The organism is Pseudomonas sp. P2S-1 (genome assembly GCF_057197725.1).
In genome coordinates, this window is the sequence record NZ_CM170068.1 from 3765751 (window position 1) to 3783280 (window position 17530).

A 17530-nucleotide genomic window follows, 5' to 3' on the forward strand; every position below is an offset into this window, starting at 1 on the left:
TGGGGTCAGTTGAACGGGCCGGCCGCCACGAAGGCGCCGCCCTGGTAGACCATCGAAGGGTCGTCGGCAGCCGGTGCCGGCTGGGCTTCGACCTGGGCGCGGAACACCTCGGAGGTGTCTTTCGGCTCATAGCCCAGATGCTCGGCGTAGCGGTTGTCCCACCACACGGTGCGGTTGTCGGAGGCGCCGTAGACGATGGTGTGGCCGACGTCCGGCGTGGTCAGGCCGCGCTGGATCAACTGGGTCAGGTCGTCGTAGCTCAGCCAGGTGCAGAGCATGCGCGGGTTCTGTGGCTGGTCGAAGGACGAGCCGATGCGGATGCTGACGGTCTCGATGCCGTAGCGGTCGAAGTAGAAACTGGCGACGTCTTCGCCGTAGCACTTGGACAGGCCGTAGTAGCTGTCCGGACGACGCGGGGAACGGGCGTCGATGCGCTCGTCCTGGCGGTAGAAACCGATGGTGTGGTTGGAGCTGGCGAAGATCACCCGCTTCACCCCGTGCTTGCGCGCCGCCTCGTAGATGTGGAACACGCCGCAGATATTCGGGCCGAGGATGTCTTCGAAGGAATGCTCGGTGGACACGCCGCCGAAATGGATGATGGCGTCGACGCCTTCGACCAGGGCATGCACGGCGGCCTTGTCGGCGAGGTCGCAGGTCACCACCTCTTCATGGGAGCCCGCGGCAGGTGCCATGGGGCTGATATCGGACAGGCGCAGTACCTCGGTGAAGCCTTGCAGGCGTTCGCGGAGGATCTTGCCCAGGCCGCCTGCGGCTCCGGTGAGCAGCAGGCGATTGAAGGGAGTGGTGGTCATGGCCGGCCCCGAATTGTCGTGAATTGTTGTAGGTTGTCGTATGACTTTTGTCGATTATCGACAGCGATTCCGCTGCCTGTCAACGCCTGGTTGCGGGGGTCACCCTGTGACCCCCGGGTCGATCACAGCAGCGACAGCGGATAGTTGAAGATCAGGCGGTTCTCGTCGAACTCGTTGTTGCTGTAGTCGCGACGGATACTCGAGTTGCGCCAGCGGATGCTGAGGTTCTTGAAGGTCCCGCTCTGGATCACGTAGGCCAGTTCCGATTCGCGGACCCATTCCTTACCGTCGGTGATGTTGCCGGTATGCACATCCTGGCCGCTGATGTAGCGGTTCATCAGGGTCAGGCCGGGCACGCCGACACCGGCGAAGTTGAAGTCATGGCGAACCTGCCAGGAGCGTTCTTCCGAGTTGTCGAAGCTGGAGTTGTAGCTGTCGTTGGCCAGGGTGCCGCCGCTGGTGCCGTTGACCCGCATCCAGGTGTTGCCGTCGACGCGCTGCAGGCCGAGCCAGAAGGTGTTGCTGCCGTACTTGGCGGAGAACATGCCGGAGTAGGTCTTGTTGTCCAGCTTGCCGGCGCGGGCGGCGCCGTCGTCGTCGCCGTGGAAGTAGCCGAGGTTGGCGCCGAGGGTCCAGTCACCCAGCGGCTGCATGTGGCTGACCTGCAGGTACTGTTGCTCGTAGACGTCTTTCAGCACGGCGTTCCACAGGCCGAACAGGGTGCGGTCCTGGTTGAACTTGTACTCACCGCCGACGAAGTTGAAGCGGTCCGACACCCCGCTGCCGTAGCTCATGTCTTCCATGCTCGCGTCGTTGCGCGGGCTGTTGCCGCGGAACTGGCCGCCGTAGAGGGTCAGACCGGCGATCTCGTTGGAGGTCACCTGGCCGCCGCGGAAGGTTTGCGGCAGAGAGCGGCCGTCGTCGGAGCGGAGGATCGGCAATACCGGCATCCACTCGCCGACCTTCAGTTCGGTCTTGGAAATCCGCATCTTCCCGGCCACTGCCAGGCGCCCGTAATCGTCGGCCGGGCGACCGTCGTCATGCCGCGGCAACAGCGCCGTGCCGTAGGTGCCGCCACCGCCATCGAGCTTCACCGACCACAGCCCCAGCACATCCGCACCAAAGCCCACGGTGCCCTCGGTAAAGCCCGAGCGGGCGTCGAGGATGAAGCTCTGGGTCCACTCCTCGGCCTTGCTCTGCGGGTTGCTCGGGTTGGTGAAATTGCGGTTGATGTAGAAGTTGCGCAGGCCGAGGGTGGCCTTGGAATCATCGATGAAGCCGGCGGCGCTGCTGGTCATCGGCAGGCTGGCGAGCAGGCCGGTGCCGAGCAGGGTGAAAGGAAGGGTGTGGCGGATTTTCATTATTGTTGTGCTCCCTGAGGGTGTGGCAGTCCGTCCACCGGGCGCGCGTCGGCGACCTGCGGTGTGGGCGGGTGGCTTGGGGTGGAACCTGGAATTCGCGGGGGTCAGATGCCCACGGCGGTACACGGCGAGCCAAAGGGGCTGGCCGGGGAAATCGGGAGATGGGGGACGCGCGGATGGAGCGAAGGTGATGTCGACATGGGCAGGTTCACTGTTTTTAGTTTTTGTTGTGTGTTGTCGTACAACGTAACGAATTATTAGCAAGGGTGGGTGGGGGTGTCAACGGTTTGGGTGCGCTGGATTTATTCAGGTTCGTCGATGTACGGGGGCTGCGTTTCGGTCGATGGCTCTAGCTCGGGGATTCTTAAGATGGCCAAGACATACGATGACGAGCAGAAGGTTGCTTACACTCGCCCCCTGTAGGAGCTGGCTTGCCTGCGATGGACCGCACAGCGGTCCCAAATCTATCCAGCACGAGCTGCTGTCAGGCGACATTCCAGATTCGGCGCCTGCCCTAGGTTAATTACACAGAAACCCGGCGTGGCAGGTTTTGGGACCACTAGCGCGGTCCATCGCAGGCAAGCCAGCTCCTACAGGGTATGCGGTGATTTGGAGTCAGGAATCCTGCTCACCAATCCGGTACTCGAACCAGATCCGGTGCGTACCATCGCTTTCGACGCTGATCCCGCCCGTTCCCGCGATTCCCGCCAGTTCCCCTGTCCCACTGCCTTCAACAATGCTGAAGAACTCGTTCGCCCGGTCACTGCCGCTGGTGGAGGCTGAGTGCAGGAAGTTGAAGGTGCCGGTCTTGCCGTTAACGCTGCCTTCAAAGCTTTCCATGGCGACATAGCTGCCCTTGCCCAGGGCACGGTCGAAGGCAGCGGTAAACAGGGTGGAGGAGTGACCTTGGATCTCGCCGCTGTAGTGTTTCTCCATGGTGATCACGGAGACCGGAAGAGCCGTGGCGATGGCAGGAACCGGAGTCAGTTCGGCGGGTTTGAAATCCTTGGCGGAAAAGGTAGCGCTGGCCTTCACTGGCAGTCGTCCATTGGTGTTTGCGGATGCACTGTGTAACACGGACAGGGCGGCCGACACGAACCTTGTGGGAGCTGGCTTGCCAGCGATTTGGCCCGGCGGGACAACATCATTGCCTGAGCCGGCCTCATCGCTGGCAAGCCAGCTCCCACAGGGTTTTAGCGGCGCCCTTGGGTCAACCTGATGCCTGCCACTGCGCGACCCCCTTTAACATCGATTCGACCAACGCCTGCGAAGCTTCCAGGCTGTGCTGGGTTGCCCAGAGCATCCCGGCCAGGTAGTTGTCCTTGACCGTGTCACAGGCCTGGAGATTGGTTTCGAAGGCAGTGCGCAAGAGTACGGTGAGGTGGACCAAGGCCTCTTCAACATCGGCTCCGGCACAGACGGCGAACAACGGGGGATGGTGACCGTCGCACGAGGCAAACGGGGTGTGGACGGTGATGGGGCGGGACGGTGATACGGGTGGATCGGGGACGATCTTCTTCATGACATTCCACCTTGCGGATGAGGCTGTCACGGGATCGCTGTCAAACGAACGGGTGGCAGCTGTACGCGGGTTGACAGACCGAGGCAAGGTATCCCGGCGCGCACGAAGGCGCCCCACGTACAGCCACCATGACACAACAACCACGGCGCACGCGCTGTGGCAGGCGAATCCGGCACTGAATGGAACCTTACACACGGCCTGTCAAACCGGTCGCTGGAATCAGCGACGGAGGCAAGACTAGGCAGCACTTCCTCAGTACGCAATGGCTGAAAAGCCGCGGAAGTATGCTTGGGAAGTTGCCTACATGAAAGCCGGAGATAGCCGAAGTTTCGTAGCTTTATATGGCAAGACACGGACCCTGTGGGAGCTGGCTTGCCAGCGATAGCGTCAGACCAGACACCATCTTCGTCAGTGCCGGCCAAATCGCTGGCAAGCCAGCTCCCACAGGGATATGCGGTGCGCCATCATCAGGCTGTAACCACCCTCTCCTATCCTGCTTTTCCCCAGAATCCCCTCGAAGACCAACAATGAATCTGGACCCAGCCAGCCCCCGCCAGTCCTTCATGATCCGCTCCGACAACATGAGCACCGACGATTTCGGCGCGTTGTTCACGCGCATGTTCGGCAACCTCTACGCCGGCATGCCGCGCCCTGATCGCCAGGTGGCCATCGCCGGCGTCTACGGTCGCTACGACGGTGTGAGCTTTCGCAACCTGAGCTTTCGCGGCGACCTGCTGACCGGCCTGCCCGACGCCGAGGACGAGATCACCTTCGTCTTCCCCACCGCCGGACGCATCGTCTTCAGCCATTCCAGCGAGATCATCGGCACTCCACAGATCGGCCTCGCCGTGGAAAAGACCTCGGTGAAATCGGTGAGCTTCATCGACGGCCACTCCCAATACGGCATGTCGATCCGCCGCTCGGTATTCGCCCGCCGCCTCTCTCTCCTGCTGGGCAAACCGATCCTCCAGCCGATCCGCTTCCGTCCCATGGTGGACCTGGCCTCGAACGCCTTCCAGGGCATCAAGGCCATCGTTGGCATGGCCACCGGCAACGAATTCGACCAGTTGATGACCGCCAGCTCGCTGATGCCCAGCCGCCTGCAGGAAATGCTGGTGGATTCGGTACTGGAAATTTGGCCGCACAACTACAGCGAAGCGCTGAAGTGCCCACAGAAGCTGATCGCGCCGCGCCATGTGAAACAGGCCATGGACTACATCCAGGCCCACCCCGACGCCCTGGTCAGCGGCAGCGAACTGGCCGAGCTGAGCAATATCAGTCTGCGTGCCCTGCAGGACGGCTTCCGCCGCTTCGTGGGAACCTCGATCGTGTCCTATCAGCGCCAGGTGCGTTTGCAACGGGCGTATGAGGCGCTGAAGCAGGACGCTTCCCGCTCCGTCAGCGAAATCTCCCTGGCCCTGGGTTTCAGCAATGTCGGCCGCTTCTGCCAGTACTTCCAGAGTGCCTACGGGATCAGCCCGGCGGATCTGCGCAACGGATCTTGAGCTACAAGCCGCAAGCTTCAAGCAGCAAGAAAGAGCAGTCCGCGTCGCCGCTGCTCTCTCTTGCCGCTTGCAACTTGCAGCTTAGAGCTCGTCAAAACTGATAGCTGGCCTTCAGGCTCCCGCTGACGCCATGACTGCCGCCACCCGCGATCACCCCAAGGTCAGCCCCCACGCTGAAGTCCCCCTGGCTCGCCATCAGGTTGAAGCCACCACTGAACTGGTCACGGCTGTCGAACGCTGCACGCTGCTCGACATCCAGCCCCAGCAGATGGCCCTGGCTATCGACTTCGTGATTGCCCAGCGCATGCTCGTAGCCCGCTTCGAGGCCCGGCGTCAGTTGCCAGCCGGCGCCCAGTTCGTGCGGTGCGAAGGTGGCCTTCACATGGGCGAAGGCACTGCGCCGGGTTTCCTTCAGGCCATCCACCTGCAAGGCCAGCTCGCTGCCCTTCTCCTGGAAGCCATCGAGGTCCACCCGGCTGACCCGCACACCCAGGCTCGGCTCGACCGTGACACCCGACATTGGCATCCGGTAGCCCAACGCCAGGCTCGCGCCCGCCAGGGTGCCCTCGGTATCGCCCTTGGCCGCGCCGAGACCGCCGCCCAGTTCGCGCTTGCTGTCGTAGTCCAGCCAGCCGCCACTCAGCCCGGCTTCGAGGAAGAGCCCACGGTCCAGCGAGTCGAAGGCGAAGCGCGCACCGGTCTTGATGAAGGTCAGGTCCGTATCCACATCACCACCCGCCGCCCCGACGCTGCCACGGCTGTAGCCGAAGCCGGCATGGGCACTGATCTGCTCGGAGAAGCGCTGGGTGAGACCGACCATCATGCCCTGGGTGTGTTCGTTACTGCTCGCGGCACGGGAGGAACCATCGGTGCCCTGGTACCCGGCCAGCGCCGTGGTCCACAGCCGGTACTGGCCGATCTTCAGGTCGGTGCCGCTGGCATAGGGCGCGGCCGCCTTGTCCAGCAGCGCGCCCTGGCGCAGCAGGTAACTCGCCGCGTCGGCATGCACCTGCCCGCCCACGGTCGCTTCGACGCCGCCGAGGCTGCCCGCATCGATGGCCGACTGCAGGTAGTAGTTGTAGGCCGTGTAGTCCCCGGACAGGCTGCTGTTCTGCAACTGCGACAGCAGTTGCGCCCCCGCCGCCGCGTTGCCCAGCAGGTCGGCAGCCCCCGGCAGGCTGTTGTAGAAGACCATCTTCCCGCGCAGTACGTAGATGGTTTCCTGGGACAGTCCCAGACCTTCCTTCAGGTAGTTGTCCATGCTGCCGTACTCGGCGGTCACCTCGTCGAGGCCGGCTTGCAGGTAGCTGGCCTGCACACCCAGCAACGGCGCGTAGATCGCCGCCATGCTCGCCGGCATCATCGCCAGGGTCGCAGCGACGCGGGCGGCGGTGTAGTCGTTGGTGGCCAGGTAGTTTTCCATGATGGTGGCGCTGTCCACTCCGGCGATGCTCAGCAGCACGGCGGCGGTCCAGCCGGTGCGGTCCTTGCCGGCGGTGCAGTGGAACAACGCAGCGCCATCCGCCGCAGCCAGTTCGTTGAACAGCACGGCGAACTGGCCGCGCATGCCGCTATCGCTGACGAAGGCGCGGTTGGTTTCCTCCATCATCGCTACGGCCTGGGCTGCGCTGGTAAAGGAAATGTTGGTGACGTTGGAACCGGAGGTGGTGCTGCCGATGATGTCGATGTTCTGGTAGACCGCGCCGGTCGGCAGGGTGTCCGGGGTCGAGGCGATTTCGCTCGGGGTGCGCAGGTCGTAGACGTTGGAGATGCCCAGGGTGTTGAGGGTGGCCAGGTCCGACGCGGTCGGGGTCAGGGCGTTGGAGCGATAGAACACACCCGAGCGCATAGTCCCGTCATTGGCCGTGGTGTAGGCCGTGTCGGTCCCGGCGATATCACGGAAGTTGTCCATGCCGGTCAGGCGCGGGGTGTCGAGCTCGTAGGTCTCGGCGGCATGGGCGGCGATGGACAGGCTGAGGGCAGACAGGGAAAACAGGACACGGAGCAGCACGGCGTAGCCTCTTTGAGCGAAGTGAGGCGGCTACTATCGTCAGGGCTATGTGACTGAATATTACAAAAAGCCGGCCTGGGAAAATGCCGGCGCAATCTGTCCGTGTGCTGCGTTTTCTGTCCGTATGGCCTAGCTGAACCGGGAGATCAGCCAGTCCTTCAGACGCAGGAAGTCCGGGTCGTCGGCAAGTTCTTCGCGGAAGATCAGGCAATGCCGGTTTTGCGCCAGGACCAGCTCATCGCTGACCGGCCGCACCAGGCGCCCTTCCTCGATCAGGTCGCGGACCAGATGATCCCAGCCCAGCGCCAGCCCCTGCCCGTCCAGGGCCATCTGCATCAGCAGGACGAAATCATTGCTGCTGAAACGCTTTGTCGCGTCGACCAGCGGCACCTGTTGTCCATGGGAATGCAACGCGAACCACACGTCCCAGTCGACCTGCTCCGACAGCTGCGCGCGGCCATAGGGATTGACGTCCAGCAGCACGCCGCGACGAATGCCTTCCAGGGTGTTCGACTCGGGATGGGCCTGCAGATAGCCCGGCGAACACACCGGGTAGACGACTTCGTGGAACAGCGGCATCTGCAGATAGCCGGGCCGCGAATCGAAGATCCGGGTGATGAAGATATCCGGCTCGATCCCCGGCTCGATTGTCAGGAAATGCTGGGTGGTGACCACGTTCAGGTCGATATCGGGGTTGGCGCCGAAGAAGTCCTGCAGGCGCCGCGCCAGCCACAACCCGGAAAAGGCCGGCGAGCAGCACAGGGTCAGGCTGCGCTTGTCGTTCTTGTCGCGGCGGATCCGCTCGGTGGCCTGGAAGATGTTGAGCAAGGACAACTGCGCCGCATCGAACAGCGTCGCGCCCGCTGCCGTGAGGGAAACCTCGCGCCCGGTGCGGTTGAACAGTTCGGTGCCGAGGTACAGCTCCAGGTCGCGGATCTGCCGGCTGATCGCCGCCTGGGTCACGCACAGCGACTCGGCAGCCCGGGTGAAATTGCGGTACTTGGCGGCCGCAACAAACGAGCGCACGGCCTTGAACGACGGCATGGCGATCAGCGATTGATCTGGCGGAGCGTTTTTAGCCATAACAAAAACTGCCTGCTTTCCCGGAAAAAAAGTCGATTCAGGACGACAACGCCCAAGCCCTACACTCTATCCCACGATGCGGACGGATGCGTCTGTCATACAAAACCTATAACGAGGAGGCGACATGCCTTATCCCTCCGGCCGTGCCGCCTTCGGCGCCGGCGTCCGTGCCTTGCTGCCCCTCACCCCTGGTGTCATCCCCTTCGGCCTGGTCACCGGGGTCATGGCGATCAAGATGGGCATGAGCCCGACCATGGCCATTGGCATGACCCTGCTGTTCTATTCCGGCTCGGCGCAGATGGTTGCCCTGCAACTGATCCACAGCGGCGTACTGCCGGTGGCGATCGTCGCCACGGCGCTGATCATCAACCTGCGCTTCATCATGTACAGCGCTTCGCTGGCGCCGCATCTGCACCAACTGCCGCGTCGCTGGACCTGGCCGCTGTCGTACATGCTTTCCGACCAGTCCTACGCGCTTTGCGCTTTGCGGCTGTCGTCCGGCGAGCTGGGGCGCTATGGCTATCACTACTACGCCGGCACGGCGGTGGCCATGTGGCTGGCGTGGAACCTGTCGGTGGTCGCTGGCGTATTCGTCGGTGGGAGCATTCCGGAAAGCTGGTCGCTGGGCTTTACCATTCCGCTGTCGTTCCTGGCCTTGCTGGTGCCGGGGATCCGCAGCATCCCGGCGCTGGTCGCGGCCATCGTCGGTGGCGGGATTGCCGTGGCGGCGGTGGACCTGCCCTACAACCTTGGGTTGGTGACGGCGTCGATCGGCGGGGTGATTGCCGGGGTGACGGCGGAAAGCCTGCGCAGGAAATCGTCGGAAGCGGACTATCAGCCGGAAGGAGAACGCCAATGAGCGATCTGGCCTTGTGGGGACTGTTCCTGGTGGTGGGAATGGGGACCTTTGCCTTGCGCCTGTCCTTCGTCGAGCTGTATGGCAACCTGCGGGTGCCGCCGCTGGTGAGCCGGGCCCTGGCCTACGTGCCGGCCAGCGTACTGGCGGCGCTGGTGCTGCCGGCGGTGGTGTATCCGGAAGGGCATGGGGATTTCGTGCTGGGCAATCCGCAGATCCCGGCGGCGGTGCTGGCGGCGCTGGTGGCCTGGAAAACCCGCAATACCGTGCTGACCCTGGCTGTCGGGATGGGGGCTTTGTGGGGACTGAAAATGCTCATGCACTGAAGGGCCTCATCGCTGGCAAGCCAGCTCCCACAGGTTCACCAGCGTTCTCGAGAGCACCGCTGTACCTGTGGGAGCTGGCTTGCCAGCGATAGGGCCCTCAGCGGCACCGCACCAGTTTGATGCCCCCACCCGCCCCAAAACCAACCACTCCCCCTTTCCTGCCCACCTCACAACCACCTTCCGACAGCCCCCAACCCCTTTACCCCGGCCCTTCCCGTAATAATCTGACCACTTGGCCATGTTTTTGCTTTGCAAGCTGCTCAACACACTGATCCCCGAGCAGTCCCATGTCCGAATCCCCCCTGCGTCTGGAGCTACGCGCCATTACCAAGCGCTACCCCGGCACCCTGGCCAACGACCGCATCGACCTGCGTATCGCCGCCGGTGAAATCCATGCCCTGCTCGGCGAGAACGGCGCGGGCAAGAGCACCCTGATGAAGATCATCTACGGCGTCACCGCCCCCGATTCCGGCCAGGTGCTGTGGGAAGGCCAACCCGTGCAGGTGCGCGATCCGGCCCAGGCCCGCGGGCTGGGAGTGGGCATGGTGTTCCAGCATTTCTCCCTGTTCGAGACCCTGACCGTGGCGGAAAACATCGCCCTGGCCCTGGGCCGCGATGCCGGCACACCGAAGCAGCTCGCCCCGCGCATCCGCGAAGTCTCCCAGCGCTATGGCATGGGCCTGGAACCGGAACGCCTGGTACACAGCCTGTCCATCGGCGAGCGCCAGCGGGTCGAGATCGTTCGCTGCCTGATGCAGGACATCAAGCTGCTGATCCTCGACGAACCCACCTCGGTGCTGACCCCACAGGAAGTCGACGAGCTGTTCGTCACCCTGCGCGCCCTGGCCGCCGAGGGCTGCTCGATCCTGTTCATCAGCCACAAGCTCAACGAAGTCCGCGCCCTCTGCCACAGCGCCACGGTGCTGCGTAGCGGGCGGGTGTCCGGCGATTGCGTGCCGGCCGAGTGCAGTGACCTGCAACTGGCCCGGCTGATGGTCGGCGACGCCGAGGGCCTGGAGGCCAGCTACCCGAAAAGCGCCGGCGGCCTGCCGCGCCTGCGGGTGGACGACCTGACCTGGCGCAACAAGGACCCCTTCGGTACTTCCTTCGAACACCTGCGCCTCGAAGTGCGCAGCGGCGAGATCGTCGGCATCGCCGGGGTCGCCGGCAACGGCCAGGACGAACTGCTGGCCCTGCTCAGCGGCGAAACCCGCCTGCCGTCCGGCGAGCGCGAACGCATCACCCTCGACAACCAGCCCATGGCCAACCTCTACCCGGATGCCCGCCGCGCCCTGGGCCTGGCCTTCGTGCCCGCCGAACGCCTCGGCCACGGCGCCGTGCCGGACATGAGCCTGGCCGACAACGCCCTGCTCACCGCCTTCCAGCAAGGCCTGGTCAGCCGCGGCCTGATCCGCTCGGGCAAGGTCCTGGAGCTGGCCGAACAGATCATCCAGCGCTTTTCGGTCAAGACCCCGGATGCGCAGACCAGCGCCCGCAGCCTGTCCGGCGGCAACCTGCAGAAGTTCATCCTCGGCCGAGAGATCCTGCAGAGCCCGAAGCTGCTGGTCGCCGCCCACCCGACCTGGGGCGTCGACGTCGGTGCCGCCGCGGCGATCCACCGCGCGCTGATCGCCCTGCGCGATGCCGGCGCGGCGATCCTGGTGATTTCCGAGGACCTCGACGAACTGTTCCAGATCAGCGACCGCATCGGCGCCCTGTGCAGCGGGCGCCTGTCCCCGCTCAAGGCCACCGCCGAAACCCATACCGTGGAGGTCGGCGGCTGGATGGCCGGCCAGTTCGATACCGCGCAAGACGCCGCCTGACGAGAGCCCGCCATGTTGTTATCCCTCGAACCCCGTACCCGGCAATCCCGCGCCATGCTCCTGCTGTCGCCCGTGCTCGCCGGCCTGCTGACCCTGGTCAGCGGGGCGATCCTGTTCAGCGTCCTCGGACATGACCCGCTGCAGACCTTCCACACCCTGCTGATCGAACCGGTCAGCGACCTCTACGGCGTCTCCGAACTGCTGCTCAAGGCCCTGCCGATCCTGCTCTGCGCCCTCGGCCTGGCCGTGGCCTACCAGGCGCGGATCTGGAACATCGGCGCCGAGGGCCAGTTGCTGATGGGCGCCCTGGCCGGCAGTGCCCTGGCGATCCAGATCATCGACTGGGACAGCCGCTGGGCGCTGCTCTGGGTGCTGCTCGCCGGGACCCTCGCCGGTGCCTTGTGGGGCGCGCTCGCGGCATGGCTGCGCACGCACTTCAACGCCAATGAAATCCTCACCACCATCATGCTCAACTACATCGCCCTGAACCTGCTGCTGTTCTTCGTCCACGGCCCGCTCAAGGACCCGGACGGCTTCAGCTTCCCGCAGTCGGCGATGTTCGGCGATGCCAGCCGCCTGCCGGCGCTGTTCGAGGATGGCCGGGTGCATATCGGCCTGTACTTCGTCCTGCTCGCCCTGGTGGCGGTGTGGGTGCTGCTGCACAAGAGCTTCCTCGGCTTCCAGATCAAGGTGCTCGGCCTCGACCAGCGCGCCGCCGGCTTCGTCGGTTTCCGCGAGAAGCGCCTGGTCTGGCTGGCGCTGCTGATCAGTGGTGGCCTGGCCGGGCTGGCCGGGGTCAGCGAGGTCAGCGGGCCGATCGGCCAACTGGTGCCGCAGGTGTCGCCGGGCTACGGCTACGCGGCGATCACCGTGGCCTTCCTCGGTCGCCTCAACCCCCTCGGCATCCTCGTCGCCGGCCTGCTGATGGCCCTGCTCTACCTCGGCGGCGAGAACGCGCAGATGAGCCTCAACCTGCCGCAGTCCCTGACCGGGCTGTTCCAGGGAATGATGCTGTTCTACCTGCTCGCCTGCGACGTGCTGATCCTCTACCGGCCGCGGCTGAAACTGAAGCGGCGCCAACCTGCGGCGCTGGCCGAACCGGCGAATGCCTGACCCCGACTGACCCTTTCGTTTACCCGCCGCCGGTGGCGCGCGGGCTGAGGCTTCGACTATGGATCTCGATCTGCTTGGCAACATCCTCTACGCCATGGTGCGCTGCGGCACCCCGCTGCTGCTGGTCGCCCTGGGCGAGCTGGTCTGCGAAAAGAGCGGCGTACTCAACCTCGGCCAGGAGGGCATGATGCTGTTCGGCGCGGTGGTGGGCTTCATCGCCGCCTTCGCCACCGGCAACCTCTGGCTCGGGGTGCTGATGGCCTGCCTGGCCGGCATGCTCCTGTCCTCGCTGTTTGCCCTGGTGGCCCTGGGTTGCCAGGCCAACCAGGTGGCGACCGGGCTGGCCCTGACCATCTTCGGCGTGGGGCTGTCGTCCTTCGTCGGCTCCGCCTGGGTCGGCAAGCCGCTGACCGGTTTCGAGCCGGTGGCGATTCCGCTGCTGTCCGAGCTGCCGATCGTGGGCCACATGCTGTTCAACCAGGATGTGCTGGTCTACCTGTCCTTCGTGCTCTTCGCGGTGATCGCCTGGGTGCTGCTGAAAAGCCGGACCGGGCTGATTCTCCAGGCGGTCGGGGAAAACCCGGATGCGGCCAGTGCCATGGGGTTGCCGGTGCTGCGGGTACGGACCCTGGCGGTGCTGTTCGGCGGCGCCATGGCCGGGTTGGCGGGGGGTTACCTGTCGCTGGCCTACACCCCGATGTGGGCGGAAAACATGACCGCCGGGCGTGGCTGGATCGCTCTCGCGCTGGTGGTGTTCGCCAGTTGGCGGGTGTTCCGCGTGCTGCTCGGCGCGTACCTGTTTGGCCTTGCCAGCATCCTGCACCTGGTGGCCCAGGGTATCGGCGTGAGCTTCCCGGCCAACCTGCTGGCGATGCTGCCGTATGTCGCGACGATCCTGGTGCTGGTGGTGCTGTCGCGGGATGCGATCAAGACCCGGTTGTATGCGCCGGTTTCGTTGGGGCAACCCTGGAAAGTTGGGCGGTGCTGCTGATGGCCCTATCGCTGGCAAGCCAGCTCCCACAGGTTGCACGATCCCTGTGGGAGCTGGCTTGCCAGCGATGAGGCCATCAGCAGCACTGCACTACTCAAGGGCACTCCCCCCTCTGGTGCACCACCCCAATCACCCCAAACCCCCTGCAACCCCCGAAACAGCATTTTTTGCCCACCTGGTCAGCTTTTTGCACTACCCAGAAAAGCCCGACACGGCCATTAGAAAAGACCCACAGGAGCCCACCCCCGATGCAACAGAAAAAAACCAAGAACCTGCTGCGCACCCTGGCCGCCGCCATCGGCCTCAGCACCGCCCTGTCCGCTTCCGCCGCCGACCCGCTGAAGGTCGGCTTCGTCTACATCGGCCCGATCGGCGACCACGGCTGGACCTACCAGCACGAGCAGGGCCGCCAGGCGCTGATCAAGCAGTTCGGCGACAAGGTCGACACCAGCTTCGTCGAGAACGTGCCGGAAGGCGCCGACGCCGAGCGGGTCATCCGCAACATGGCCAAGGGCGGCTATGACCTGGTCTTCGCCACCTCCTTCGGCTACATGAACCCCACCGCCAAGGTGGCCAAGCAGTTCCCGAAAGTCACCTTCGAGCACGCCACCGGCTACAAGCAGGACAAGAACCTCGGCACCTACCTGGCCACTTCCTACGAAGGCCGCTACGTCGGCGGCTACCTCGCGGCGAAGATGACCAAGACCAGGAAGATCGGCTACGTCGCCTCCTTCCCGATCCCGGAAGTGCTGCGCGACATCAACGCCATCCAGCTGGCGCTGGACAAGTACAACCCCGGCACCGAGATCAAGGTGGTGTGGGTCAACTCCTGGTTCGACCCGGGCAAGGAAGCCGACGCCGCCAACGCCCTGATCGACCAGGGCGTCGACGTGCTGTTCCAGCACACCGACAGCCCGGCCCCGATCCAGACCGCCGAGCGCCGCGGCGTCTACGCCGTGGGCTACGCCTCGGACATGGCCCACTTCGGCCCGAAAGCCGTACTGACCTCCATCGTCAACAACTGGGGCCCGCACTACATCAAGAGCACCCAGGCGGTCATGGACGGGACCTGGAAGTCCCAGGACTACTGGGGCGGCCTGGCCGAAGGCACCGTCGAACTGCCGATCAGCGACCTGGTCCCGGCCGACGTGAAAAGCGGCGCCGAGCAGATCATCGCGAGCATCAAGGACGGTTCGTTCCACCCCTTCACCGGGCCGATCCTCGACCAGGCCGGTGCGGTCAAGATTCCTGAAGGCAAGGTGGCGACCAACGCCGAGCTCGCCGGCATGAACTACTACGTCAAGGGCATCACCGCGCAACTGCCGAAGTGACCGCCGGGCGGGAGCGCCAGGCGCTCCCGCCGTCTTCCTGGAGCCATTCATGAACACCCTGCCGATCATCGACATCGCGCCGCTGTACCAGAACGATCCCGCCGCCCGCCAGGCCGTGGCCAAACAGATCGACGCCGCCTGCCGCCACTGGGGCTTCTACTACATCAAGGGCCACCCGATCCCGGCGTCGCGCATCGCCGCGCTCAAGGCCATCGCCGAGGACTTCTTCGCCCGCCCGGCCGAGGAAAAGCTGCGCATCGATATCACCCAAAGCGCACACCACCGCGGCTATGGCGCCATCGCCACCGAGCAGCTCGACCCGAGCCGGCCGAGCGACCTGAAGGAGACCTTCGACATGGGTTTCCACATGGACGCGGAGCACCCCGACGTGCTCGCGGAAAAGCCGTTGCGCGGGCCCAACCGCCACCCGGACATGCCCGGCTGGGAGGCGCTGCTGCAACAGCATTACGAGGATATGCACCAGCTGTCCCTGACCCTGTTGCGGGCCATGGCCGACGCCCTGGGTATCGAGGAGGATTTCTTCGACCAGCGTTTCGCCGAGCCGATCAGCGTGTTCCGCATGATCCACTACCCGCCGCGCCAGACCGCCAGCAGCGCCGACCAGCAAGGCGCCGGCGCGCATACCGACTATGGCTGCGTGACCTTGCTGTACCAGGACAATGCCGGCGGCCTGCAGGTGCAGAGCCTCGATGGCGCGTGGATCGACGCACCGCCCATCGAGGGCACCTATGTGGTCAACATCGGCGACATGATGGCGCGCTGGAGCAACGATCGTTACAAGTCCACGCCGCACCGGGTGATCAGCCCGCTGGGGGTCGATCGCTACTCCATGCCGTTCTTCGCCGAGCCGCACCCGGACACCGAGATCAGCTGCCTGCCGAACTGCTCCGGCAGCGACAACCCGGCGAAATACCCGGCCGTCTCGTGTAGCGCCTACATGCTCTCGCGCTTCGCCGACACCTACGCCTATCGCCGTGAAGAGGCCAAGGCCTGAATTCCCCGACTGCCAAACAACACACGTCTAAAAAATAGAAAACCAGGAGCTCCGGATGAAACTCACCACCCCTTCCCTATTGCTGGCGGGCGGCTTGCTCGCGTCTGGCCAGGCGCTGGCCGGCGACCTGTTGCTGTGGCAGGACAACAGCCTCACCTACCTCAACGGCATCGACTTCAAGATCGACCCGCCGAAGCAGCAGACCGTCACCTTCGAGCATGCCAGCGGCTGGAGTTTTGGCGACCTGTTCATCTTCGTCGACGGCATCAAGTACAACACCGAGGCCACCAATGGCGCGGGCGACGGCCACAGCTTCTACGGCGAGATCAGCCCGCGCCTGTCGTTCGGCAAGATCAGCGGCACCGACCTGTCGTTCGGTCCGATCAAGGATGTGCTGCTGGCGGCCACCTACGAGTTCGGCGAGGACGATGTCGAGGCCTACCTGATCGGCCCGGCGGTGGACCTGAACATTCCCGGCTTCGACTACTTCCAGCTCAACACCTACCTGCGCACCCCGGATGGCAAGCGTGACGGCAAGAACGTCTGGCAGATCACCCCGGTGTGGAGCTACACCGTGCCGGTGGGCAACTCCAACGTGGTGATCGACGGCTTCATCGACTGGGTGGTGGACAACGACAAGAGCTACCACGCCAACTTCCACTTCAACCCGCAGATCAAGTACGACCTGGCCAAGGCCATGGGCTGGGGCGAGAAGTTCTATGTGGGGGTGGAATATGACTACTGGAGCGACAAGTACGGGATCAGCGACAAGAGCTACCTGGGTGAGGAAATCCTTGGTGGGACCAACCAGAGTGCGATCAGCCTGTTGGTGAAAGCGCACTTCTGACGGTCACCGCTGAACCTGTGGGAGCTGGCTTGCCAGCGATGAGGCCGGCAAGGGCAATGATGTTGTCAGGCCCGGCCAAATCGCTGGCAAGCCAGCTCCCACAGGGTTTAGTGGCAAGCCTAAGTGAGTGGCATCCCTACCCACTTGCGCAGGAACTCATCCAGACGCGCCACATCACCCGCCGGAGACCTCGGCGCACTCCCCGCCTCCGCCCGCTCCAGCTCAGCCTCCACCAGCGCCTGCAACACCGCCCGCGGCGGCCCGCTTTCGGCTTCGCCAGAGCGCCGCTTGAGCCTAAGCAATTCCTCGATCGCTGCCCGCTGCACCGGATCATCCAGCGTCGCGTCGAGCAACGCCTCGAACACCATCGGCGGCCGTCCCAGCCCCTGGTCTATCCAGCGCACCGCGCAAAGAGGCCGCAGCGCGTAGAAGTACTTCTTGTAACGGACCTCATCGCCCAACAGGTACGTGCGGTAGTTCTTCTTCATCATCGCCAGGTAATGCGCCCGCACCGCCGCCGGCGAATAGAACGCCTCCGCCAGCTCACGCAACCCCGCCACAGCCTCAGCGTCCTGCCGATACACCAACGGCGAATCCAGCCACTCCAGCAGCGTCGGGTTGGACTTGCGCACCAGCCGCAAGGCCTTGCGCAGCTCCCAGCCACACAGGTCCAGTTCGTCGGTCAGCGGCCGCTCCAGCACGTCCCGCGGCTCTTCCACCCGCAGGTACCATTCCGGCCGGTGAACGTAGACGAAGCGCACATCGAAGTCGCTGTCCGGCGAAGCAAAACCCCAGGCGCGACTGCCCGATTCACAGGCGAACAACACCTTGACCTGATGCTCGCGCTCGACCCGTTCCAGTTCCTCCAGCACCCGCTCGCGCATGGCGGCAGGCAGTGGATGGCGTTCATCCATGCTCATCACGATTCTCCCTT

At 64.4% G+C, this 17530-nt stretch carries 16 protein-coding genes; 9 read left to right on the forward strand and 7 right to left on the reverse strand.

The window, feature by feature from the left end; all coding sequences use genetic code 11:
• Nucleotides 1–5 precede the first annotated feature (5 nt).
• The 4 genes from AC2CQI_RS16680 to AC2CQI_RS16695 form a co-directional block, all read right to left on the reverse strand.
• Nucleotides 6–812, reverse strand: a complete 807-nt coding sequence (locus tag AC2CQI_RS16680; RefSeq protein ID WP_484577353.1) for an NAD-dependent epimerase/dehydratase family protein — start codon at nt 810–812, stop codon at nt 6–8.
• Between the two features lie 122 nt (nt 813–934).
• Nucleotides 935–2173 carry an OprD family porin gene (locus AC2CQI_RS16685; RefSeq protein ID WP_075803560.1) on the reverse strand — a complete coding sequence of 413 codons (1239 nt, stop codon included), beginning with the start codon at nt 2171–2173 and terminating at the stop codon, nt 935–937.
• Nucleotides 2174–2788: 615 nt separating this feature from the next.
• Nucleotides 2789–3208, reverse strand: coding sequence for a DUF3224 domain-containing protein (locus AC2CQI_RS16690; RefSeq protein ID WP_484577354.1), 420 nt, complete (start codon nt 3206–3208; stop codon nt 2789–2791).
• A gap of 175 nt (nt 3209–3383) precedes the next feature.
• Nucleotides 3384–3695, reverse strand: a complete 312-nt coding sequence (locus tag AC2CQI_RS16695; RefSeq protein WP_484577355.1) for a DUF3077 domain-containing protein — start codon at nt 3693–3695, stop codon at nt 3384–3386.
• A 527-nt stretch (nt 3696–4222) separates the two neighbouring features.
• Here AC2CQI_RS16695 and AC2CQI_RS16700 point away from each other — a divergent pair.
• On the forward strand, nt 4223–5200 hold the full coding sequence (locus AC2CQI_RS16700) for a helix-turn-helix domain-containing protein (RefSeq protein ID WP_484577356.1): 978 nt from the start codon (nt 4223–4225) through the stop codon (nt 5198–5200).
• Between the two features lie 91 nt (nt 5201–5291).
• On the opposite strand, the gene AC2CQI_RS16705 is transcribed toward AC2CQI_RS16700, so the two are convergent.
• Together AC2CQI_RS16705 and AC2CQI_RS16710 are read right to left on the reverse strand one after the other, a co-directional pair.
• The gene (locus AC2CQI_RS16705; protein WP_484577357.1) at nt 5292–7211 is read right to left on the reverse strand and encodes a tyrosine-protein phosphatase; all 1920 of its coding nucleotides are present in this window, start codon (nt 7209–7211) and stop codon (nt 5292–5294) included.
• A 129-nt stretch (nt 7212–7340) separates the two neighbouring features.
• Nucleotides 7341–8294, reverse strand: a complete 954-nt coding sequence (locus tag AC2CQI_RS16710; RefSeq protein ID WP_484577358.1) for a LysR family transcriptional regulator — start codon at nt 8292–8294, stop codon at nt 7341–7343.
• 124 nt (nt 8295–8418) lie between these two features.
• On the opposite strand from AC2CQI_RS16710, the gene AC2CQI_RS16715 reads away from it, so the two are divergent.
• The 8 genes from AC2CQI_RS16715 to AC2CQI_RS16750 all read left to right on the forward strand — a co-directional run bounded on the left by AC2CQI_RS16715 (nt 8419) and on the right by AC2CQI_RS16750 (nt 16596).
• Entirely contained in the window at nt 8419–9153 is a 735-nt protein-coding gene (locus tag AC2CQI_RS16715; protein WP_075803566.1) for an AzlC family ABC transporter permease, read from the forward strand.
• The gene (locus AC2CQI_RS16720; protein WP_075803567.1) at nt 9150–9476 is read left to right on the forward strand and encodes an AzlD domain-containing protein; all 327 of its coding nucleotides are present in this window, start codon (nt 9150–9152) and stop codon (nt 9474–9476) included. Before AC2CQI_RS16715 ends, AC2CQI_RS16720 begins: the two co-directional genes overlap by 4 nt.
• 287 nt (nt 9477–9763) lie before the next feature.
• Entirely contained in the window at nt 9764–11299 is a 1536-nt protein-coding gene (locus AC2CQI_RS16725) for an ABC transporter ATP-binding protein (RefSeq protein ID WP_484577359.1), read from the forward strand.
• 12 nt (nt 11300–11311) lie between these two features.
• The gene (locus tag AC2CQI_RS16730) at nt 11312–12412 is read left to right on the forward strand and encodes an ABC transporter permease (RefSeq protein ID WP_484577360.1); all 1101 of its coding nucleotides are present in this window, start codon (nt 11312–11314) and stop codon (nt 12410–12412) included.
• A gap of 58 nt (nt 12413–12470) precedes the next feature.
• Nucleotides 12471–13403: an ABC transporter permease gene (locus AC2CQI_RS16735; RefSeq protein ID WP_484577361.1), complete on the forward strand. Its 933-nt coding sequence runs from the start codon at nt 12471–12473 to the stop codon at nt 13401–13403.
• A 248-nt stretch (nt 13404–13651) separates the two neighbouring features.
• Nucleotides 13652–14734 (forward strand): BMP family ABC transporter substrate-binding protein, encoded by a 1083-nt coding sequence (locus AC2CQI_RS16740; RefSeq protein ID WP_075802177.1) that lies wholly within the window; start codon nt 13652–13654, stop codon nt 14732–14734.
• Between the two features lie 49 nt (nt 14735–14783).
• A complete protein-coding gene (locus AC2CQI_RS16745) occupies nt 14784–15749 on the forward strand; it encodes an isopenicillin N synthase family dioxygenase (protein ID WP_484577362.1) in 966 nt (321 codons plus the stop codon).
• Between the two features lie 55 nt (nt 15750–15804).
• The gene (locus AC2CQI_RS16750; protein WP_484577363.1) at nt 15805–16596 is read left to right on the forward strand and encodes an outer membrane protein OmpK; all 792 of its coding nucleotides are present in this window, start codon (nt 15805–15807) and stop codon (nt 16594–16596) included.
• Between the two features lie 119 nt (nt 16597–16715).
• Here the strand turns inward: AC2CQI_RS16750 and AC2CQI_RS16755 are convergent, their stop codons facing one another.
• The gene (locus tag AC2CQI_RS16755; RefSeq protein ID WP_484577364.1) at nt 16716–17516 is read right to left on the reverse strand and encodes a nucleotidyltransferase domain-containing protein; all 801 of its coding nucleotides are present in this window, start codon (nt 17514–17516) and stop codon (nt 16716–16718) included.
• Between the last annotated feature and the right edge of the window lie 14 nt (nt 17517–17530).